This is a genomic window from Nesterenkonia marinintestina (genome assembly GCF_025420485.1).
Lineage (GTDB): Bacteria > Actinomycetota > Actinomycetes > Actinomycetales > Micrococcaceae > Nesterenkonia > Nesterenkonia marinintestina.
Map to the genome: position 1 here is coordinate 1 of NZ_JAOEFD010000017.1, position 19,489 is coordinate 19,489.

At 64.2% G+C, this 19,489-nt stretch carries 18 protein-coding genes and 1 pseudogene; 9 read left to right on the forward strand and 10 right to left on the reverse strand.

The features are described 5' to 3' along the window. Positions 1-318 precede the first annotated feature (318 nt). Together N7E59_RS11030 and N7E59_RS11035 are read left to right on the forward strand one after the other, a co-directional pair. Positions 319-684, forward strand: a complete 366-nt coding sequence (locus N7E59_RS11030; protein ID WP_261624991.1) for an ArsR/SmtB family transcription factor — start codon at positions 319-321, stop codon at positions 682-684. A gap of 74 nt (positions 685-758) precedes the next feature. Continuing rightward, positions 759-1,958: an MFS transporter gene (locus tag N7E59_RS11035; RefSeq protein WP_261625024.1), complete on the forward strand. Its 1,200-nt coding sequence runs from the start codon at positions 759-761 to the stop codon at positions 1,956-1,958. Between the two features lie 290 nt (positions 1,959-2,248). Here N7E59_RS11035 and N7E59_RS11040 read toward each other — a convergent pair whose 3' ends face one another. Then, positions 2,249-2,872 (reverse strand): DUF305 domain-containing protein, encoded by a 624-nt coding sequence (locus N7E59_RS11040; protein ID WP_261624992.1) that lies wholly within the window; start codon positions 2,870-2,872, stop codon positions 2,249-2,251. A gap of 107 nt (positions 2,873-2,979) precedes the next feature. Here N7E59_RS11040 and N7E59_RS11045 point away from each other — a divergent pair, with 107 nt between their 5' ends. Beyond that, a complete protein-coding gene (locus tag N7E59_RS11045; RefSeq protein WP_261624993.1) occupies positions 2,980-3,597 on the forward strand; it encodes a CueP family metal-binding protein in 618 nt (205 codons plus the stop codon). 75 nt (positions 3,598-3,672) lie between these two features. On the opposite strand, the gene N7E59_RS11050 is transcribed toward N7E59_RS11045, so the two are convergent. The 7 genes from N7E59_RS11050 to N7E59_RS11080 form a co-directional block, all read right to left on the reverse strand. Next, entirely contained in the window at positions 3,673-5,862 is a 2,190-nt protein-coding gene (locus N7E59_RS11050) for a heavy metal translocating P-type ATPase (protein ID WP_261624994.1), read from the reverse strand. Between the two features lie 61 nt (positions 5,863-5,923). Further along, the gene (locus tag N7E59_RS11055; protein ID WP_261624995.1) at positions 5,924-6,304 is read right to left on the reverse strand and encodes a DUF1541 domain-containing protein; all 381 of its coding nucleotides are present in this window, start codon (positions 6,302-6,304) and stop codon (positions 5,924-5,926) included. Positions 6,305-6,415: 111 nt separating this feature from the next. Then, the gene (locus N7E59_RS11060) at positions 6,416-6,685 is read right to left on the reverse strand and encodes a YHS domain-containing protein (RefSeq protein ID WP_261624996.1); all 270 of its coding nucleotides are present in this window, start codon (positions 6,683-6,685) and stop codon (positions 6,416-6,418) included. Positions 6,686-6,746: 61 nt separating this feature from the next. After that, a complete protein-coding gene (locus tag N7E59_RS11065) occupies positions 6,747-9,074 on the reverse strand; it encodes a heavy metal translocating P-type ATPase (protein WP_261624997.1) in 2,328 nt (775 codons plus the stop codon). Beyond that, positions 9,064-10,038 carry a heavy-metal-associated domain-containing protein gene (locus tag N7E59_RS11070; RefSeq protein WP_261624998.1) on the reverse strand — a complete coding sequence of 325 codons (975 nt, stop codon included), beginning with the start codon at positions 10,036-10,038 and terminating at the stop codon, positions 9,064-9,066. Before N7E59_RS11070 ends, N7E59_RS11065 begins: the two co-directional genes overlap by 11 nt. Positions 10,039-10,040: 2 nt before the next feature. Further along, positions 10,041-10,253 carry a heavy-metal-associated domain-containing protein gene (locus N7E59_RS11075; protein ID WP_261624999.1) on the reverse strand — a complete coding sequence of 71 codons (213 nt, stop codon included), beginning with the start codon at positions 10,251-10,253 and terminating at the stop codon, positions 10,041-10,043. Positions 10,254-10,314: 61 nt separating this feature from the next. Beyond that, positions 10,315-11,874 carry an MFS transporter gene (locus N7E59_RS11080; RefSeq protein WP_261625000.1) on the reverse strand — a complete coding sequence of 520 codons (1,560 nt, stop codon included), beginning with the start codon at positions 11,872-11,874 and terminating at the stop codon, positions 10,315-10,317. Between the two features lie 177 nt (positions 11,875-12,051). Here N7E59_RS11080 and N7E59_RS11085 point away from each other — a divergent pair, with 177 nt between their 5' ends. The 3 genes from N7E59_RS11085 (at position 12,052) to N7E59_RS11095 (ending at position 15,196) form a co-directional block, all read left to right on the forward strand. After that, positions 12,052-12,681, forward strand: coding sequence for a TetR/AcrR family transcriptional regulator (locus N7E59_RS11085; RefSeq protein WP_261625001.1), 630 nt, complete (start codon positions 12,052-12,054; stop codon positions 12,679-12,681). Between the two features lie 600 nt (positions 12,682-13,281). Next, positions 13,282-14,298, forward strand: a complete 1,017-nt coding sequence (locus N7E59_RS11090) for a type IV toxin-antitoxin system AbiEi family antitoxin domain-containing protein (RefSeq protein WP_261625002.1) — start codon at positions 13,282-13,284, stop codon at positions 14,296-14,298. Further along, the gene (locus N7E59_RS11095; protein WP_261625003.1) at positions 14,285-15,196 is read left to right on the forward strand and encodes a nucleotidyl transferase AbiEii/AbiGii toxin family protein; all 912 of its coding nucleotides are present in this window, start codon (positions 14,285-14,287) and stop codon (positions 15,194-15,196) included. Before N7E59_RS11090 ends, N7E59_RS11095 begins: the two co-directional genes overlap by 14 nt. Positions 15,197-15,573: 377 nt before the next feature. Here the strand turns inward: N7E59_RS11095 and N7E59_RS11100 are convergent, their stop codons facing one another. Next, positions 15,574-16,539, reverse strand: a complete 966-nt coding sequence (locus tag N7E59_RS11100) for a helix-turn-helix transcriptional regulator (protein WP_261625004.1) — start codon at positions 16,537-16,539, stop codon at positions 15,574-15,576. A 125-nt stretch (positions 16,540-16,664) separates the two neighbouring features. Between N7E59_RS11100 and N7E59_RS11105 the strand changes: the two genes are divergently transcribed. Both N7E59_RS11105 and N7E59_RS11110 read left to right on the forward strand, forming a co-directional pair. Then, entirely contained in the window at positions 16,665-17,060 is a 396-nt protein-coding gene (locus N7E59_RS11105) for a RidA family protein (RefSeq protein WP_261625005.1), read from the forward strand. A 201-nt stretch (positions 17,061-17,261) separates the two neighbouring features. Beyond that, positions 17,262-18,518: pseudogene (locus tag N7E59_RS11110) on the forward strand (IS3 family transposase). A gap of 198 nt (positions 18,519-18,716) precedes the next feature. On the opposite strand, the gene N7E59_RS11115 reads toward N7E59_RS11110, so the two are convergent. Then, positions 18,717-18,977 carry a hypothetical protein gene (locus N7E59_RS11115; RefSeq protein WP_261625006.1) on the reverse strand — a complete coding sequence of 87 codons (261 nt, stop codon included), beginning with the start codon at positions 18,975-18,977 and terminating at the stop codon, positions 18,717-18,719. A 111-nt stretch (positions 18,978-19,088) separates the two neighbouring features. Between N7E59_RS11115 and N7E59_RS11120 the strand changes: the two genes are divergently transcribed. After that, a complete protein-coding gene (locus N7E59_RS11120; protein WP_261625007.1) occupies positions 19,089-19,484 on the forward strand; it encodes a helix-turn-helix domain-containing protein in 396 nt (131 codons plus the stop codon). The last annotated feature ends 5 nt before the right edge of the window (positions 19,485-19,489 follow it).

Here is a 19,489-nt window from a genome sequence, read left to right on the forward strand (position 1 = left end):
ACGCTTCAGTCCTGAACTTGTGGTCGTCATCAATTGGTTGACGGTCTACCGATGCGGCCTCGCTGCTGGACCATGCGTTCGGTTACACCGTGCATTCAGTCATTGAGTCCGTTGCAGGAGGCGGGGGCTGTGCGTCTGGACTCGAATCAGCCTGTCGGTAGTACCAGAGTCGCGGCTGGGTTTGCTTAGCCCACTGCGGATGTCCATGAGCCCCGCCGCGCTGATGCGCGTCTCGCTCCCGGGTGGTTCGGCGAGACAAGGGGGCGGTGATCGATTCTGAGCGGCTCCGGTACGTCCTAGCTCGTGTAGCATATACGTATGAATGCGGATATTGAGGAATTCGATTCGACTCATTCGACGGAGTATGTGGATCTTGCTGCGGAGGTGTTGCGGGTTCTCTCGGATGCGACGAGGATCCGTCTGGTGCTGGCTCTCCGCGAGATCGAGGAACTCTCCGTCAATGCACTGGCGGAGCGTGTGGGTAAGACCCCGTCCGGGGTGTCTCAGCACCTGGCCAAGTTGCGAATGACACGTGTGGTGACCACGCGTCATGAGGGAACGAGGGTGCTGTATCGGCTGGTCGATGAGCACGCTCTACGAGTGGTGTCTGAGGCGATGCGGCAGGCTGAACACGCTGTGGCACATGGCCAGGTCCCTCCTCACCACCGCGCTCGGTCTTTGTAGCGGATCCTGACGAGGCTCGGACCTCTGATGAATCCAGCACCTGATGAACCCTGGGACCCTGAGGAGATCACGTGATGCTGGCGGTGCTTCGGGACCGGGCCTACGCAAGGCTCTTCGGTGCGCAGGTGGTCGCTCTACTGGGCACCGGTCTGTTGACCGTGGCTTTGGGGTTGCTGGCCTTTGACATGGCTGGTGGGCAGGCCGGGGTGGTCGTGGGTACGGCCATGAGCATCAAGATGCTCGCCTATGTTGCAGTGTCCCCTGTCGCGGCGGCAGTGGTCGCACGTCTGCCGGCCAAGCCGGTTCTTATCGGCGCGGACCTGGTCCGGGCCGGGGTGGCCGTCTGCCTGCCGCTGGTGAGCGACGTGTGGCAGATATATCTGCTGATCCTTGTGCTGCAGTCCGCATCGGCCACGTTCACGCCGACGTTTCAAGCGTTGATCCCCTCGGTGTTGCCGGAGGAGGCTCGTTACACGCGGGCATTGGCGCTCTCTCGTCTGGCCTATGATCTTGAATCACTGCTTAGCCCCGTCGCAGCGGCGGCATTGCTGATGGTCATCCCGTACAACGGGCTCTTCGTCGGCACTGCCCTCGGTTTCGGTCTTTCGGCTGTGCTGGTCTCCGTCGCGCCCGTGCCACGTATCCGACCGACGACCGACGACGCGTTCTTCGAGAGGCTCACCCGCGGCGTCAGGCGATTCCGCGATTGCGGGGAGCTGCGCGGTCTGATGGGGATGAACCTGGTCGTGGCCACGACCACGGCGATGGTAGTCGTGAACACCGTGGTCATCGTCCGCTCCGAACTGGACCGTCCTGAAGCTGATGTCGCGATGCTGCTGGGAGCTTTCGGTGCCGGGTCCATGGTCATAGCCCTAGCCGCGCCGAAGCTTGTGGAGGCTAGTTCAGATCTGCGGATAATGAGCCTCGGTGGTCTGATGCTGCCTCCGCTTCTGCTCTTCGGTGCGACCGTGTTGACTGTCGCCGACGGTAGGTCGCAGTGGTACCTCCTGGTGGTTCTTTGGTTGCTGCTCGGGGCTGCCACTTCAATGGTCCTCACACCTTCTGCGCGGCTTCTGCGGCGCAACAGCACGGAACGCTCCCGATCGTCCGTCTTTGCGGCGCAGTTCTCGCTCTCTCACGCGTGCTTCCTGGTGACCTACCCGCTGGCCGGGCTGGCGGGGGCGGTCTTCGGGCTCCCTACTGTCGCGATGATCCTGGTCGTGTTGGGAAGTGCGGGTTCTCTCTACGCACTCCGAAAATGGAGATGCTACTGAATTGAACTCGGAAGCCTGCGGGGTTGGTCCCTGGACCGATGAATCGACCTGATCAAAGGCGCCTGGGGTGACAGGCATGGCTTTGGGTCATGGAGTGGAGCTCCCACAAAGCGAGGGCCAGGAGCCGGCACCTCAGCTCCCGCCCGTGGTCTGGTCGTTAGATGAGATCGGTGGGCCGTCGCCGGCCTGGCATTGACGAGATCAGTAGTCATTGACCTCCGGTGTGCTCGTGGTCGAGGGTGGGCGCCGTCCGGAGGTGCCTCGACCCGGCGCGTCTGTCGTTCCGAGGCTCACGACTCGTCGAGCATCTCCCGCATCTGCTCGATCTCAGCTGTCTGGTCGTCGATGATCTTCTCTGAGAGCGTGAGCGCATCCTTGTTCTCGCCCTGGTCCAGGTGATGCTCGGCCATCATTATCCCGCCCTCGTGATGGGGGATCATCTGCTCGAGGAAGAGCGTCGAGGCCTGTTCACCGTCTGCGGCGCGGAGCTCGTCGATGTCGGCGCCTCCCATCATGCCCCGCTCCATGCCCTGTTCCATACCGGGGCCTCCGTGGCCTTCGCTCTCGTCCTGGTCGGGAGGATCGGCGTTCCACTCCTCGAGCCATTGCTCCATCTGGTCGATCTCTGTGCCCTGGGCCGACCTGATCCGCTCCGCGAGTCGTCTGACCTTCGGGTCGACGCTGCTCTTGTCCAGCAGGATGTCCGACATCTCCACCGCCTGTTCGTGATGGAGGATCATGCCTTGGGCGAACATGACGTCACCTCGGTTGAATCCGTCGTCCTCGCGGACCTGTCCATCCTCTGAACCCCCGGGGTCGTCTGAGACCGAGGGGTCGTCGGTCTGCGTGCATCCGCTGAGGACGAGCAGCAGGACGGCAGCTGCGCCCGGCCAGCGGGCTCTCCGACCACTCATGACGAGTCGCCTCCTTCGGCGCCGGCACGACTGAGACTCGGTCATACTTCGCGTGCGTCGTACCGACGGTAGCTCTGTCACCTGGAACCAGGCTCTATACTGTGCCCATGATCGCTCGGAACACCTCCGCCCGCCGTGTGCTGACTCCTGCGGTGGTGGTCACACTGGGAATCGTCCTGAGCGGGTGTGGCGCGGACCCTCAGACGGGGAGTACCGGCGCGGACGGTTCGGCGGCCCCGACATCGGAACAGCTGTTGGAGCGTCTCGACGCAGACTCCGAGGATCCCGTCGAGGTCATCGAGCAGTTGGACACGATGCCTGTCGAGGATCGGCCCGAGGGGGTTTTCGCCTCCGTCGAGACCGACGAGCTGATCCTCTCCGACGACACCGGCGACCAGGCCGAGCTGTCCCTACCTGATGACGAGGTCTATCTCTCGGCTGCTCCCTATGTTGAGCAAACACATGAATGTCACTTCCACAGTCTGACCACCTGCGTGGGAGAGCAGCGGAACTCAGAGATCTCAGTGAAGATCACCGATCTCGACGAGGACGAGGTCATCGTCGATGAGGTCACCAGGACCTACGACAACGGGTTCATCGGCTATTGGGTCCCCGCCGAGGCGGAACTCGAGATCAGCATCGATCACGAGGAGGGATCCCTCACTGAGACTGTGACCACACGCGAGGGCGACCCGACCTGCCTGACGGAGCTGCGGCTCACCTGACCCTGTTATTCGTTTTCGCGTCGGGACGAGAGTCGCCGCACGGAATGGGATGATCCCCCAGGCTCTCCGGCCTGCTCAGGAGCGGCTGAGGATCTGAGACGTGCTCGAGTCGGGGCTGAGGTCCAACCGTCGCAGCAACTGCGCGTTGAGTGCGACGACGACGGTCGAGACGGACATTAGGATCGCGCCGATGCTCATCGGCAGAACAAAACCGACAGGTGCCAGCGCACCAGCCGCCAGCGGCACCGCTGCCAGATTGTAGCCAGCTGCCCACCACAGGTTCTGTTTCATCTTGGCGTAGCTTGCTCGGGAGAGTTGGAACACTGAGAGGACCGATCGGGGATCTGAGGAGGCGAGGATCACCCCTGCCGAGCCGATGGCGACATCAGTGCCGGCGCCGATGGCAATGCCGACATCAGCCTGAGCCAGCGCGGGAGCGTCGTTGACGCCATCGCCGACCATGGCGACTCTCCGGCCTTCGTTCTGCAATTCGGCGACCTTTGCCGCCTTGTCCTCGGGGCGCACCCCGGCGAAGACCCGGTCGATGCCCAGCTCCTTCGCGACGGTGTCGGCGACGGCCTGCGCGTCACCGGTAATCATCACCACCTGAGCTCCCGCGACATGCAGGGCGTCCACGGCGTCGCGAGACTCGGGCCGGATGTCATCGGCCAGCCGCAGTGCGCCGATGACCTCACCGTCGGCTAGGACGTGGAGGATGATCGCTCCTTCCTTACGCCAGCGGTCGGCGATCGGGAGTTCGGAGGCCGAGCGCTGTTCGAGTAGGAACGGACCGCCGACTTCGACCACGGACTCCTCCACGTTCGCCCTCACTCCCACGGCAGGGGCGGATGAGAAGTCGGTGGCCATGGGCACGCCCAGACCGCGTTCCTGGGCTGCTGTGGTGATGGCACGGGCGAGGGGGTGCTCGCTGTCGGCCTCAGCCGCGGCGGCCAAGCCCAGGACCTGCTGGTCCTCCTGGTGTGCCGCGGCGTAAATTTCTGTGACGGTGGGCTCCCCCCTGGTCAGGGTGCCGGTCTTGTCGAACAGCACCGCATCCACAGTGCGCATCGACTCCAGAGCCAGCCGATCCTTGACGAGCACTCCGCCCCGGGCGGCGCGTTCGGTGGCGATCGATACGACGAGAGGAATTGCGAGGCCGAGTGCGTGGGGGCAGGCGATGACCAGCACGGTGATGGTGCGCACCACTGCGGCATCGGGCATTCCGAGCAGTGTCCAGGTGATCGCGGTGATCACCGCAGCACCCAGGGCGAACCAGAACAGCCAGGCCGCTGCCGTATCGGCGATCCTCTGCGCGCGCGACGATGACGCCTGGGCGTCAGAAACGAGCTTCTGGATTCCGGCCAGGGCGGTGTCGTCACCGATCGCAGTCACCTCGACCCGCACCCCGGAGTCGGTGGCGACGGTTCCGGCGACCACATGGTCGCCATGTTCGCGGCGCACGGGCTTGGACTCCCCGGTGACCATGGACTCATCCATGGAGGCGGAGCCTTCGACGATCCGCCCATCGGCCGGTACTGAGGAGCCGGGTCGCACGATCACCACGTCTCCGACGGCGAGGTCGGCCGGGGCGACTGTCACCACGTCGTCGCCGTCGACCTTTTCGGCCTCATCGGGCAGCAGGGCTGCGAGGGAGTCGAGGGCGGAGGTGGTCTGGGCGAGGGAACGCATCTCGATCCAATGGCCCAAGAGCATGATGACCACCAGCAGGCCGAGCTCCCACCAGAAGTTCAGCTCGTGATCCAGTATGTGCAGGGTCGCGCCCCAGGAGGCGATGAACGCCACCGTGATCGCCAGGCCGATCAGCAGCATCATGCCGGGTTTGCGCGAGCGGATCTCACTGACCGCGCCGGTGAGGAACGGCCAGCCGCCCCAGAAGTAGATGATGGTGCCCAGGATCGGGGAGACCCACCACACCCACTCGGCCTCGGGCAGGTGGTAGCCGACCAAGTGGGCGAACATCTCGTTGAAACCGACCACCGGGATCGCCAGGGCGAGCATGATCCAGAACAACCTGCGGAACTGCCCCACATGATCCCCATGCCCCTCGTGTCCGCCGTGGCCGGCGTGACCACTGTGGTCGTCATGACCACCGTGGTGCTCATGACCGTTGTGGCCGTGGTGATTATCGTGGGTATTGGCTCCATGGTGGTCGTGATGGCTGTGGCCATGGTGCGCAGACCGGTCGTCGTGCGTCGTGTGCTCCCCACCATGGTCGCGGTGGTCGCCACTGCGTGTGTTGTTCATGCAGGTCTCATTTCTCCTGTTCGGTTCGACCCGTGCTCGCCTCCGTGGTTCGGCCGTGGGGTCAGCTCGTGGGTTCGATCTCGCTTTCAACGCCCCACTTGTGATTAATCATGGTCGTGCTGGCGGCCTCGTAGTCGACGCTGTAGACGGTCCCGTCGGTGAAGGTGGCGATCGTCGCGGTCGCCCCGTCCATACCGGGCATGTGATCGGCGGTCAGCGTCATCTCGATGCCGACCGGGTAGCTCGGATCGGCGGCCTCGGTCATGCCCTCGGGCACCGGGCTGTCGTCGGCCGGGTGTTCCATATCGCCGTGGCCTCCATGTTCGTCGTGCTCCGCTGACGGCGACGAATCTGTCGTTTCCTGGCCGTTCGCGCATCCGGTCAGTGCCAGTGCACCGCCGAGCGTGGCACTGGTGATGCTGAGTCGCCGATGCTTGTTCATCCGGGTCTTCCGTTCCTTCTCCCGACGGAGCTACTCTCTCCGGCGGCTCCGCCGGGGCGGATACCGCACCCATCCTGTTCTGCGGTGGGTACGGTATCCGGTCGCCGGTGGTTAGACGGCGTTGGCGTACTGCTGGGGGTGGGCGTCGAACAGTGGGCCGCAGGCCGCGCAGCAGAACCAGTACCGCTCGCCCTCGTAGTCGCGGTAAAGGCCGGCGGCCTCAGCATCGGACTTGATGACCGGGGTGCCGGGCATCACCAGGCACTGGGTGACATCGTCACTGTGCGCCTTAGCGAGGTCCTCCGTCTTGGGTGCGTGGCCGCTGCAGCCGCCAGAGGCGCTGCCGTGGCCGTGGCCGTGGTCGTGGTCGTGTGCAGTCATCGTGGATGGTGACCTTTCATTGTGGGGTGGTGACAGATCGGGTTATCAGGCCCTTGGGGACTCAGCGTCCCGAGGCAGGGGCGCTGCCTGTTGGGACGCTCTGATTGTCAGCCTGGGCTTTGAACCTGCGCAGTCGGAGGCTGTTGGAGACCACTGAGACGCTGGAGAATGCCATGGCCGCTCCGGCCAGCATCGGGTTCAGCAGTCCGAAGGCGGCGATCGGGATGGCTGCACTGTTGTAGCCGAAGGCCCAGAACAGGTTCTGCTTGATCGTGCGCAGCGTACGCCTGGCCAGCCGGATCGCATCCGCAGCCGCCCGGAGGTCACCACGCACCAGGGTGATATCGGCTGCCTCGATGGCCACGTCAGTGCCGGTCCCCATGGCCAGTCCAAGGTCGGCCTGGGCCAGAGCGGGGGCGTCGTTGACGCCGTCTCCGACCATCGCCACGACCTTGCCCTGATCCTGGAGGCGGGCGACGACGTCGACCTTGTCCTTGGGCAGCACCTCGGCGATTACCTCGGTGATGCCGACCTCAGCGGCGACCTGCTCGGCCACGATCTCGTTGTCCCCGGTGAGCAACACCGGAGTCAGGCCGAGTTCCTTGAACTGACTGATCGCCTCCGCACTGGTGGGCTTGATCTGGTCGGACACGACCAGGACCCCGCATGCCTTGCCGTCCCAGCCGATGGTGATCGGGGTTCTGCCCTTGGACTCGGCGGCGTGCTTGGCGGCCTGGAGTTCCTCGTCAAGGTACATGGACCAATCAGCCAGGAGCGCCTCCCGGCCCGCAACCACGGCGTGACCCTCGACAACGCCCTGCACGCCCCTGCCCTCGATGCTCTCGAAGGACTCCGGTGCGGGCAGTTCCCCGACCTGTGCCGTGGCGCCGTCGGCGATCGCCCGGGCAATCGGGTGCTCGGAGTAGTCCTCCAGCCCGCCGGCGATGCGCAACAGCTCATCACGGCTCACGCCAGGGGCGGGGAGTACATCGGTCAGGGTCATCTTCCCGGTCGTTACGGTGCCGGTCTTATCCAGCACGATCGTGTCCGCCTTACGGGTGGACTCCAGGACCTCGGGGCCCTTAATGAGCACGCCCATCTGGGCTCCGCGTCCGGTGCCAACCAGTAACGCGGTCGGTGCGGCCAAGCCCATGGCACACGGACAGGCGATGATCAGCACCGCTACGGTTGCGGTGAACGCGGCAGTGACCGGGAAGCCTGCCATGAGCCATGCTCCTAGGGCGGCGACCGCCACAGCGATCGCGATCGGCACGAACACGCCCGAGACCCGATCGACGAGGCGCTGGATCTCCGCCTTGCCGGACTGGGCGTCCTCGACCATCTTCGCCATCTGCGCCAGTTGAGTATCCGAACCCACCCGGGTCGCCTTTACGACCAGGCGGCCACCGGCGTTGACCGTGGCACCGGCGACGGTGTCACCCTCAGAGACCTCCACAGGCACCGACTCCCCGGTGAGCATCGAGGCGTCGATCGCGGAGTTACCAGACGTGATCACTCCGTCGGTGGCGATCTTCTCGCCAGGCCGGACCACGAACTCGTCGTCAACACTGAGTTCCTCGATAGGAACCCGCTGCTCAGTACCGCCCCGCAGAATCGAGACTTCCTTCGCGCCAAGCTCCAGCAGGGCACGCAGGGCCGCTCCGGCTTGGCGCTTGGAGGTCTTCTCGAAGTAGCGGCCCAGCAGCACGAAGGTGATCACCCCGGCGGCGACCTCCAGGTAGATGTGCCCCAGTCCGTCGCTGCGGGAGATGGTCAGCTCGAAGGGGTGGACCACCCCACGGTCACCGGCGGTGCCGAAGAACAATGCGATCACTGACCAGATCAATGCGGAACTGGTGCCCACCGAGATCAGGGTGTCCATCGTGGCGGCTCCGTGTTTGAAGTTTGCCCAGGCGGCCTTGTGGAACGGCCAGCCAGCCCACACCACCACCGGGGCGCCTAGAGCCAGGGAGGCGAATCCCCAGAAGTCGAACTGCAGCGCCGGGATCATCGCCATCAAGACCACCGGCACGGCCAACACTGCTGCACCGATCAACCGCTGTTTCAGCACCCTAATCTCGGCATCCTCACGAGATTCACTCTCGTCAGTCTCACGGGGCTTCTCACTGTTGGGTGTGGACAGTTCTGCGGTGTAGCCGGTCTTCTCCACCTCGGCGATCAACAGGCTCGTGTCATAGCCCGCCGGGGCTGTGACGCTGGCCTTTTCGGTCGCGTAGTTTACCGACGCCTCGATGCCGTCGAGCTTGTTGAGCTTCTTCTCGATCCGGTTCGCGCAGGAGGCGCAGGTCATGCCACCGATCTGCAGCTCAACACCTGTGAGATTCACGTTAGCGCTCGTGTCCGGGAGACTGGTGTTCTCAGTGGTCATGGTCCTCTCCTTCCTCATTGCCCTCCTGGTCCTGCCCCGAGTCAGTGCTGCTTTCGGTGTCGATCACCAGCGGGGCGGTATGGACCTCTCGCTCGACCTGGAAGTCCAGGTACAGCAGATACCGGCCCTCAGTCGGTGCGGTGGCCTCGAAGATGATCTCCGGACCGGAGGTCTCACCTGCTGCCGGTGTCTCGCCGTGTGGGTGGACGTGCAGGTAGGCCAGGTCCCCGTCACGCAGGGCCACCAGGTGACCGAACGCCCCCAGATAGGGCTCCAGCTCAGTGACCGGCTCGCTGTCACGGGTGACGGTCATCGTCAGTTCGGATGCTTCGCCGGCGACGAGGTCACCTTCAACCGCGACGTCCAACCCGTTGACCGTGGTCTTCGCTGAGGGTTCGGTCGCAACCGGCTCGTAGTCGCCGTCGATTTGCACCGTGGTTGACAGGGTCAGTCCCTCACCGGTCTCAGCGGGCACGAAGTCTGCGAAGACCCGATAGGTGCCGGCCGCCTCCCACTGCCAGGGGATCGACCAGGTGCCGTCCTCGTCGCGTTCAGGATGGACGTGGCGGAAGTGCTGCCCGTCCGCGCGGACGGCGATCAGGTGCATCTCCTCCTCATGGTCCAGCTCGAAGCCGGTCGCCGGGTTCCCGTCGGGGTCGGTCACCGTGAACGTCAGCTCGCCCTCGTCGGCCGTGCTGGTCGGGGCACTCACGTCGGTGAGCTGGTAGCCGTCCTGGGCCAGGCCGAGGCCCAGTGAGGCCGTGCTGTTCTCGTGGCCCTCATCCCCGCCGTTCCTCTCATCTCGTCCGTCGTGTTCGTCTGTTCTGTGATCGTCTTCTGGGGTCTCCTCGACCCAGGCCTGCACGGTTGCCTCGGGGACGACCGCGTTCGCCGTGAATCCGGCAACAGCGAACACGGCCACGAGGACCAGCCCATACAGACCCAACCGTGCAGGGGCGTTCATGTTCAGCTCCTGACGGCGGTGTAGCCGGCCTCATCGACGGCTGCGATCACCGCGGCATCATCAACGGGCTGCTCAGCGGTGACGGCCAGGCGTCCGGACTGGGCGCTGACCTCGATGCCGGTCACCCCGTCGATCTCGGAGACCTCGGCGCGGATCGCGGTTTCGCAGTGCCCACAGCTCATGCCGGTCACCTGATACTCAGTCGTAGTTGCCATGATCTACAAATCCTCCATTCGTGTACGACTTGCTTGAGAATATACCCCCTATGGGTATAGGTCAACTGGTGGTGGTCTGCTCTGACTCCTGCGCCTCGCCGGTGGGGCGAACGTGACGTAGGCGAGTGGCAGCGATAATCGCCGCCAGCGCGGCGATGACGGCCGAGACGATCGCGGCGGTGTTCAGCCCGCTGGTGAATGCCTCCTGTGCGGCCCCCATGACCTGTTCGCCCAGGGTTGGGTCCAGGCCTGGTGCGGTGGCCATGGCCCCGTCCACGCTGTCCGATGCCGCCGCGGCCGCATCGGTCGGCAGTCCCTCGGGCAGCAGTCCGCTGATCTGATTTCGGTAGGCGGCGATGCCAACGCTGCCGATGATGGCGACACCCAGGGAGATGCCCAGGTCGTTCGCGGTGGTCGCCAGTCCCGAGGCTCCGCCGGCTTTCTCCGGGGGCACGGAGCTGACGACCAGGTCGGTGGTCAGCGCCATCGAAGGGGCAACACCGGGGTAGGTGATCACGAAGGACGCGATCACCAGGGCCAGGCCGGTACCGACGTCGAGCTGGGTGAAGAGGATGTAGCCGACGACCTGGGTGAGCAGGCCGATTGCGATAACGTTTCCGGGTCGGAACTTCCGCGCGAAGACCGGGGAAAGTGTGGAGACCACGATCAGCACTGCTGCCGCCGGGAGGATCGACAGGCCTGCCTGCAAGGGCGAAAGTTCCTGGACCTGCTGGAGGTACTGGGTGAACAGCGAGTAGACCCCGCCCAGGGCAGCGGCCGAGAGCAGGAACACCGCTAGTGCTCCGCTGACGGTGCGGTTGGCGAACAGCCGCACATCCAGCAAGGGATTCTCGGTGCGCAACTGCCGGATCACGAACCAGAGTCCGACCAGCGCGCCCGTGACCAGCAAGGCAATGGAAAGATCAGCAGGTTCTTGGGCGGCGAAACGCTTGACGCCGTAGATGATCGCCAGCAGTCCGCCGACCAGCAGCAGAGCGCTGAACAGATCGATCCTCGCATTCGGGTTCTTGTGCTCGGGCAGCAGCAGTGGGGCCCCGATGACCACCAGGGCCATGATCGGCACCGCGACCAGGAAGGTGGCTTGCCAGCCGAAGCCCTCCAGCAGCAGCCCCGAGAGCAGTGGGCCGAGCGCGACACCGGCGGAGATGCCGCCGGCCCACACCCCGATGGCCACACCGCGCTGCTTCGCATCGGCGAAGAGCACGAAGATCAACCCCAGCGTGGCCGGGATCATCATCGCCGCAGCCAGACCCAGGATCGCACGCCAGGCGATCATCAGCTCTGGGTTGGTGGTCAACGCCGCGGTGATCGAGACGCTCGCGAAGAGGAGCGCCCCGAGGACCATGAGCAGCCGCTTGCCGATCCTGTCGCCCAGGACGCCGCTTGCAACCAGGAGTCCGGCCATGACGAAGCCGTAGATGTCCAGAATCCATAGCAGCTGCGTGCTTGACGGGTTCAGGTCTGCGGCCATGTTCGGCGCGGCCAGGAACAGGATGGTGAGCATCATGAACAGCAGCGTCGAGGGGGTGACTAGCACGACCAGCCCCCACCACTGTTTCGTCCCCGCCTTGGGCGCTGGTGCGTTAGCGGCCTGATTCATGACTGGTCACCTCCTCCGCGTGTCGCAGCGATCGTTCTCATAGCGGGTGCTCCTTCCTGTAGTGGCGTCTGTGGTGACCTGGCGGCCTCCCACTCGTCAACTCATACACGCTCGTATGACTTGTAACAGATACACTATCTCATACGTTTCCGTCTGAGATAAGAAGGAGGAGCTACCGTGAACAGCCGGGCCACGACGCCGAATCCACGTCTGTCCAGCGGTTCGGGCAGGCGAGGTGCAGCGAACAAACGTGCCGACGCGCAGCGCAACCGAGCCAAGATTCTCGCCGCAACGGTCACTGCGATTCGGAAAAACCCCGATGCGTCCCTTGCCGACATCGCCGCCGAAGCCGGCACAGGTCGGCAGACACTCTATGGGCACTTCCGCACCCGTCCAGAGCTGATCGATGCGGCGCTGACCGACAGCATCGAACGCGGTGAGGAGGTGCTGAGCCAGGTGCCCCTGCACGGTGACGCCGTCGAAGCCTTCCAGCGGCTGGTGACGTCCAGTTGGATGTTGGTCGATCGCTCCCGCGCCCTGATGGCTGCCGCTCAAAGAGAGCTTCCCGCGACCAGGATTCGAGAGATGCACGAGAAGGCTGAGGCTCGCATGCGGAGTCTCCTCGAGCGAGGCCAGGCCGAAGGGGCGTTCCGCTCCGATCTGCCGGTGACGTGGCTGCTGACCACCACCCACGTAGTCATGAACGGCGCAGCCGAAGAAGTACGTGCTGGCAGGCTCGACCCCGAGGATGCCCCCAAGCTCATCGACGCGATCCTCACCCCCGCCTTCTCTGCCACCCAGAGGTGACGGGATGACTCGATGGACCCCAGCACTTCGGTCCTCCACGCGGCTAGCCCCGAGGTAATCGAAGCCGGTGCTCGCAACGCGTAGATCCCCGACGGGGTACTGCCCTATCCCGAACAGATGGTTCGACGATCGTGCTGCGATGCCAGATGACGCACGGGCGAAACCTGCGACGCCTGTCTCCGGAAGGACGGTGCATCAAGGGCATGGTCACCGCCCCATGCGATGCCGCCGGAGGGCGGGGCATCAGTACATGGGCGGTTGCCGAGTGGCGGTTTATCAGGCACCTGTACCCCCCCTGAGATCCGGGTCTACGTCGGAGGCGTTGCAGTGCTGTTCGAGCCGCGCGTGGGCCCTCCGAACTGAAGCGTCTCGGCCACTGGAACGGTCGCCGTGCACGACCTGCGCTCGACCGCGGATCCGAGCTGCCCTGCGGGTCGACGACCCGCCGGACTTGCACCGAGACCTGGATCGAACACCAAGACGTCGTCCACCACCGAGGCGACGTCCGGCCTGACTGTGAGAGTGGCGCTCCTGGCTGATACGATACGGTGGCGACGATTAGGTCTTGGAAAGTATCACTCTGAAAGATACAATCGAAGCATGAACTCGCGAGAAGCGTTTCGAAAGCTCGCTGATGCCACCGCCTCACAATGGGGCATGGTGACAACCGCGCAGGCAGAGGCGCTCGGCGTCTCGCGCCTGGTCCTCTCCCGCCTCGCGGAGTCGGGGGAGCTGGAGCGACTCGCCCATGGCGTATATCGGGACGCCGGCGCGCCGCGTGATGAGTTCGACGAGCTCCGGAGTGCGTGGCTCAGCACTGATCCCAAGCTCCTGGCTCACAAGCGCCTCGGAAGTCTGGCGGACGGTGTGGTGGTGGCCAGTGCTTCAGCGGCCATGCTCCACGGGGTGGGTGACCTGTGGGCCTCCCGTCACGAGTTCGTCACCGCCAGGCGTCGTCAGACCCAACGTCCCGAGATTCGTTACCGACGACGCCGCCTCGAAGACCGCGACGTCACTCTGGTTGAGGGCCTGCCAGTCATGGTGCTTGAGCGTACGGTGGTCGACCTGCTCGATGACTCTGGGGACCTCAGTCTGGTCTCTGATGCACTGGGTGCGGCGGTAAAGAAGCAGAGGCTGGACTACCAACGAATGCGCGAGCTCCTCAGCCCCCTGGCGCAACGCCACGGGTTCAGGCCACACGACGGCGACACCCTCCTCGAGAGGCTCCTGCAGACAGCAGGGCTGGATCTCGGATCGATCGCCGAGCGAATCTCAGCGAACTCAATACTGAGCCAACACGTGCTGCGCAGCTACCTGCGGCGTGAAATGCCGTCGTTCGACATCTCACACACCACCGAGCAGGCGACGGAATCTATCAGTCAGACTGTGCAAGAGACCCTGAGGCCATACCACAACCCCCTACAGCTCGCCGTGAAGAATGTGACGGCCACCGCCATGTCTGATTTCAGTAGGTCTCTAGCCGAACTGGTCGCCAGTCCTGCTCTGACCAACATCTCTCACCAGTGGGCCGAGACGCTGCGCACCTCGACCAGCTCCACAGCCACCGATGAGCCTGCGCGTGTCGACCAGGAGTCCGACCGTGATGACGTTCTCTGAGCCGTACTCGACCCCAACAGGGGTCGAATCCGCGATCCGAGAGGCCGCAAGGAACGCCTCGCGGCAAGACCACTCCCTGGGCACGGACATGCGCATCCGGCTCGAGTACTTCAACCGATTCTTGAGCCGGATCTTCTCGGAGGCAGAGGGATCAGATTGGGTGCTGAAAGGAGGCGCGGGCATCCTCGCCCGGATCCCCTCCACGCGCTCCACCCGCGACATCGATCTGTACCGTCCCGGCTTCACCCTCGAGCAGGCAGTCGAAGACCTCAAACGTCTAGCCCGTCTCGACCTCCAGGATCACTTCCGCTTCGAATACATCAGCCATGAAACGGCCATCGGAGCTGAGACCCAGCCCTACACCGAGGGGTGCAGAGTCACCTTCAACATATTCATCGGACCCGCCAAGAGGGGGTCCCTGCAGATCGACCTCGCCATCGGCTTAGGCCTCACCGACGATGTCACCGTCTGTCTCCCGGCGACGGCGTTGCCAATCCCACGACTGGTCAGCAACCCCTACCGCCTCTATCCGATCGTGGACCAGCTCGCAGACAAAGTCTGTGCCACGATGACTGACTTCGATGGTCGCGCCTCCAGTCGAGAGAAGGACCTCGTCGACATCATCGTCTTCGCTGTGACCCAAGACATCGACGGTACAGCGCTGAATGACGCCATCGAGATCGAACGACGCCGGCGCAAAATGGCACCACTCGAGACGTTCCGTGTGCCCACGACTTGGGGACGCGGCTACTCCATACAGCGAAGGTCCGTGCCCCACTGCGATAACTACCCCACAGTCGACCAGGCGGCAGAACTTGCGGCTCGACTGATAGGCCCCGCGCTTACCGCTGAATCCAGAGGACAGACCTGGTCCGCAGAACTGCTGGATTGGCACTGATCGCTGATTCCATCCGGCCGATAAAGGCGCATGACTCCGCGCGTGGTCCACGTCAAGTGAAGCGCCCAGGTGGCAACGGCGACTGTCAGGGGAGTGTCATCAGGGCCACCCAGGATTGACCACGGACGAGAGTCGCTTATCGATTAGAGCTTCCCATCACCGGCATCGTAGACCGCGCCGGCTCGGTCTACGATGCCGGTCGGACACGAGACTACTCGCCACGCCCCACACTGGCCGGCAGACACCGACTAACCAGGATTTGGGCAGGTTCGTGCGAGGTTCGATCCCTCCCGGATCCGCCTCACTCCTCCCGGATCCGCCTCACCGAAAGCAAACCTGTAGGTGTGCCAACTGGGCACATTAGTCGGTGCGGATAGTCAGGATCGGTAGCGGGTCGCCAGTGCGTCGGCGCGTACGTACAGCGCCTGGCGGAGGAGTTCGGGCGCTAAGACTTCGGCGTCGGTGTCAAGCCCCCACACTGCCCACACCGCGTGGCGCAGGTCTTCGAAGGTCACGTCGAGGCGGACCCACTCATCCGGCTCTGGTTCCTCGGCTCGGACAGCGCACGCAGTCTCCAGCAGCTCCTCGCGTCGTGAGGTCTTGATGCGGACGGTGACGGGGATGTGGTCCTCAGAGAGGAAGTGGACGGTGCGCTCGGCCCAGATCCGGTCGAGGTCGACCTGTGCGGGGCGTTGCGCCGGTTCGGGCAGCGTTTCGGCGCTGAGAATCCGAGACAGACGGTACGTCCGATCGTCTCCGGACTTGATCGCTAGAAGGTAGGTGTGCCCGCGAACGGTGACCAGTCCGATCGGATCGACAGTTCGAGGACTCTGTGTCTCGCCGGGTGCCGCGTAGTCGAGTCGCAGGCGGCGGCCGGTGAGCACCGCACTGCGAACCTCGCTCATGACGCCGTCGGCGATGTCCTCGGTCGGGTCGCGGCGAGAGAGCAGGTCGGTCTCCGGTTCGACCAGGAACCGTTCGGCCGCATCGCCGAGACTCACTCGATGCCCTTCGGGCAGCGCGTCGACGACCTTGCGCATGGCCGAGGCCAGCGGTGCGCTGAGGCCGAAGACCTTCTCCCCGCGGCCTGATCCGGCCGTGAGCAGCGCGAGTGCCTCGTCATGGTTCAGCCCGGTCAGTTCGGTGCGGAAGCCGGGAAGGAGCGAGTAGCCACCGTGTCGGCCACGGTCGGCGTAGACGGGGACACCCGCGACCGAGAGGGCGTCGATGTCGCGCAGCACAGTGCGCGTGGACACTTCGAGCTCACCGGCCAGTTGGTCGGCGGTCATTCGGCCTCGCTGGCGCAGCAGCAGCACCAGAGAGACCAATCGGTCTGCTCTCATGCTCTACATCATTACCAGGAATCACGACACAAGATGACGTGATTAGTCGGGAAGCTGGTAGTGCAGCGTCGAGGACGGCGGCCACAGGGCGGCCGGGGGTTGCCGAATGAGCGAACGGAGCAGCAATGGAACGCACGGCAGTAAACCCGGTGACGTGGTCGCAGGAGATGGGGTTCAACCAGGGCGAACTCGTCTCGGGTGAGACGCGGACCCTGTACATATCGGGGCAGACGGCGATGAGCACGACCGGCCAGCCCGAGCACGACGGGGACATCGCGGCCCAGCTCGCGCTGGCCGTGACGAACCTCGAGGCCGTGCTCACCGAAGCCGGCATGTCGCTGGTGAACCTGATCCGCCTCAACGTCTACACCACCGACGTCGACGCGCTGTTCCCGCACTACGGTGTACTCGCCGGGACACTCGGAGCAGCCGGCGTTGCCCCGACTACCACGATGCTCGGCGTCACCCGCCTAGCGATCCCCGGCCAGATGGTCGAGCTCGAAGGAACCGCAGTCGCATAACACTTCACCTGCGCAACTCATCTCGGACGGCCAACAGTGTATCCCTACGGGCCCTCCGACAGTTTCCAGGCTCGTCGACTTCGTAGATGGTTCGGTCGTTGCAGGCCGTCTTGATGAGGTTAGTTGTCGCGAGGGCGCGACGTTGCGTCCTGAAGCGTCCTGGGTTTCGTTCCGACCTACTTCCTCAAGGAGGATTGGATCATGCCCGAGAAGTACAGCCCCGTGTTCAAGGCCCGGGCCCTGGACCTGATCGAGGAGCGAATCGCATCCGAGCAGTGCTCAGGATGGGTCGCCTGCACCGCGGTCGGTGAAGCCCTCGGCGGGATCTCGCCCCACACTCTGCGCAACTGGTGGAAGCAACGCACCATTGATCGAGGCGAGGCCCCCGGGCTCAGCACCGACGAGTCTGAAGAGATGCGCAGGCTGCGCAGAGAGAACCTCGAACTGCGCCGGGCGAACGAGATCCTGCGCAAGGCCTCGGCTTTTTTCGCAGCGGAGCTCGACCGCCCCACGACGAGATGATCCGGTTCATCGATATGCACCGTGATCAGTGTGATGGGTTCGGGGTCGAGGCCATCTGCCGCACCCTGGGTGCGGCAGAGTGTGGGTTCATCACCTCGCGGGCCTACCGGGCCGCGAGGTCTCGGCACGGGTGTGCACGCTCAGTCAGAGACGAGATCCTCATGCAGGAACTCCGCCGGATCCACGTGGAGAACTACTCCGTGTACGGGGGGACGGGGGTACGGGGTGCGGAAGATGCATCAGGCGATGCGCCGGGCCGGCTGGGAGATCGGCCGCGACCAGGTCGGGCGCCTCATGAAGGTGGCCGGTCTGGAAGGAGTGCGGCGTGGCCGCAAGCCGGTCACCACCCGCCCGGCCGCGGAGCCGGATGCCCGCCCAGATCTGGTGGAACGTCGGTTCGCCGCCGAACGCCCGAACCAGCTCTGGGTTGCTGACATCACCTATGTGCGCACGCTGGCAGGGTTCTGCTACGTCGCGTTCATCACCGACGTGTTCACCCGCCACATCGTGGGATGGGCGGTCTCGGCGAGTCTGCACACCGCGGGGCTGCCCCTGCTGGCTCTGGAACAGGCCCTGCTGACCACCGGCGCATCCCGCGGTCGCCAGGGGCTGGTCCACCACAGCGACAGGGGCTCCCAATACGTGAGTTTGGCCTACTCCGACGCGCTGATCACCGCGGGGGTGACCGCGTCGGTGGGCACTGTGGGCGACAGTTTCGACAACGCACTGGCCGAGACCGTCAACGGACTCTACAAAGCCGAGCTCATCCACACCAAGCGGGTCTGGGACTCCCTCCAGGCCGTCGAGCTGGCCACCATGGGGTGGGTGCATTGGTGGAACACTCAGCGTCTGCACCAGGCCCTCGGCTACCGCACTCCCGCGGAGGTCGAGGCGGCTTACACTCACAACCAGGACACAGCGCCCGTTGCGTCCTAACCCCGGAACGAAACCCAGGACGCTTCACAGAGAACTCGGCATCGAGGTAGCTCTGCCAGTCCTCATACCCCAAGGCGACCCAGATTCGACCCTGCCATGCTGCGGCTACCCGCTCCTGTAGTGATCGATAGTCCGCTTTCATATCATCCGTGAAGTTCCGAGCAGACGCCTCAGTAAACGATGATTCCAATGCCTTGGTCATGTCGAGGTCACCACCTCGACGCCTCCATTACTAAGTTCATCTGCCTCGTCTAGACCTTCGACTAGGTGAGAGAAGGGGACTCTCAGCCACGCGGCTAATCGCAGCAGTTCCATGACTTTGAAGGCTGTCCGACCGTGAAGCTTGGCGGAGAACCCAGCTTTAGTGAGCCCGAGTGCTTCAGCCGCGTCCTTCTGGAGTAGGCCACGACGACCAAGCTCTGCGCCCAGGTTCGCCTTGATGATCTCTACGTGTGTCATGGCTCGACCATATTTGTTTCATGCAAACCACGCAAGATCGTAGTGTGCGTGTCGCAAACTAAAGTGGGACTCTCGTGGACTCTGTAGCCGCCTGCCGTTACTCTGTGAACCATGGTCACATCAGTAGCTCAGCACTTCATCACGGAAGACCAGGCGAACCAGCAGGTATCAGGCGAAGTTCGAAGCTGGTTAGGCCGGAGGGGGCTCACGCAGCGACAGTTAGCTGCTCACCTTGGGTTGAGCCCAACGAGCCTCTCGTTCCGAATGAAGGGCCGGACTCCGTGGGGGTTCTCGGAGTTGATGAGGATCGCCACTTGGCTTGACATCTCGTTGCACGACTTGCTCGGAGACGGGCTGATCAATGCGAAAGCCCCCGTCCGCGGTGCGGACGAGGGCCTCTCGGAGAAGCTCCCCCAGCTGGATTCGAACCAGCAACCGCTCGATTTCCGGTGCCTCGGCACCGGCGGTCTGTTCGTTCACATGTCATACCCGTTCTTTATGGTGTGAGGACG

What these genes read in the sequence shown, in the direction of transcription:
- N7E59_RS11030 (WP_261624991.1), top strand. Translation starts at nt 319, where the DNA reads ATGAATGCGGATATTGAGGAATTCGATTCGACTCATTCGACGGAGTAT.
- N7E59_RS11035 (WP_261625024.1), top strand. Translation starts at nt 759, where the DNA reads ATGCTGGCGGTGCTTCGGGACCGGGCCTACGCAAGGCTCTTCGGTGCG.
- N7E59_RS11040 (WP_261624992.1), bottom strand. Translation starts at nt 2,872, where the DNA reads ATGAGTGGTCGGAGAGCCCGCTGGCCGGGCGCAGCTGCCGTCCTGCTG.
- N7E59_RS11045 (WP_261624993.1), top strand. Translation starts at nt 2,980, where the DNA reads ATGATCGCTCGGAACACCTCCGCCCGCCGTGTGCTGACTCCTGCGGTG.
- N7E59_RS11050 (WP_261624994.1), bottom strand. Translation starts at nt 5,862, where the DNA reads ATGAACAACACACGCAGTGGCGACCACCGCGACCATGGTGGGGAGCAC.
- N7E59_RS11055 (WP_261624995.1), bottom strand. Translation starts at nt 6,304, where the DNA reads ATGAACAAGCATCGGCGACTCAGCATCACCAGTGCCACGCTCGGCGGT.
- N7E59_RS11060 (WP_261624996.1), bottom strand. Translation starts at nt 6,685, where the DNA reads ATGACTGCACACGACCACGACCACGGCCACGGCCACGGCAGCGCCTCT.
- N7E59_RS11065 (WP_261624997.1), bottom strand. Translation starts at nt 9,074, where the DNA reads ATGACCACTGAGAACACCAGTCTCCCGGACACGAGCGCTAACGTGAAT.
- N7E59_RS11070 (WP_261624998.1), bottom strand. Translation starts at nt 10,038, where the DNA reads ATGAACGCCCCTGCACGGTTGGGTCTGTATGGGCTGGTCCTCGTGGCC.
- N7E59_RS11075 (WP_261624999.1), bottom strand. Translation starts at nt 10,253, where the DNA reads ATGGCAACTACGACTGAGTATCAGGTGACCGGCATGAGCTGTGGGCAC.
- N7E59_RS11080 (WP_261625000.1), bottom strand. Translation starts at nt 11,874, where the DNA reads ATGAATCAGGCCGCTAACGCACCAGCGCCCAAGGCGGGGACGAAACAG.
- N7E59_RS11090 (WP_261625002.1), top strand. Translation starts at nt 13,282, where the DNA reads ATGAACTCGCGAGAAGCGTTTCGAAAGCTCGCTGATGCCACCGCCTCA.
- N7E59_RS11095 (WP_261625003.1), top strand. Translation starts at nt 14,285, where the DNA reads ATGACGTTCTCTGAGCCGTACTCGACCCCAACAGGGGTCGAATCCGCG.
- N7E59_RS11100 (WP_261625004.1), bottom strand. Translation starts at nt 16,539, where the DNA reads ATGAGAGCAGACCGATTGGTCTCTCTGGTGCTGCTGCTGCGCCAGCGA.
- N7E59_RS11105 (WP_261625005.1), top strand. Translation starts at nt 16,665, where the DNA reads ATGGAACGCACGGCAGTAAACCCGGTGACGTGGTCGCAGGAGATGGGG.
- N7E59_RS11115 (WP_261625006.1), bottom strand. Translation starts at nt 18,977, where the DNA reads ATGACACACGTAGAGATCATCAAGGCGAACCTGGGCGCAGAGCTTGGT.
- N7E59_RS11120 (WP_261625007.1), top strand. Translation starts at nt 19,089, where the DNA reads ATGGTCACATCAGTAGCTCAGCACTTCATCACGGAAGACCAGGCGAAC.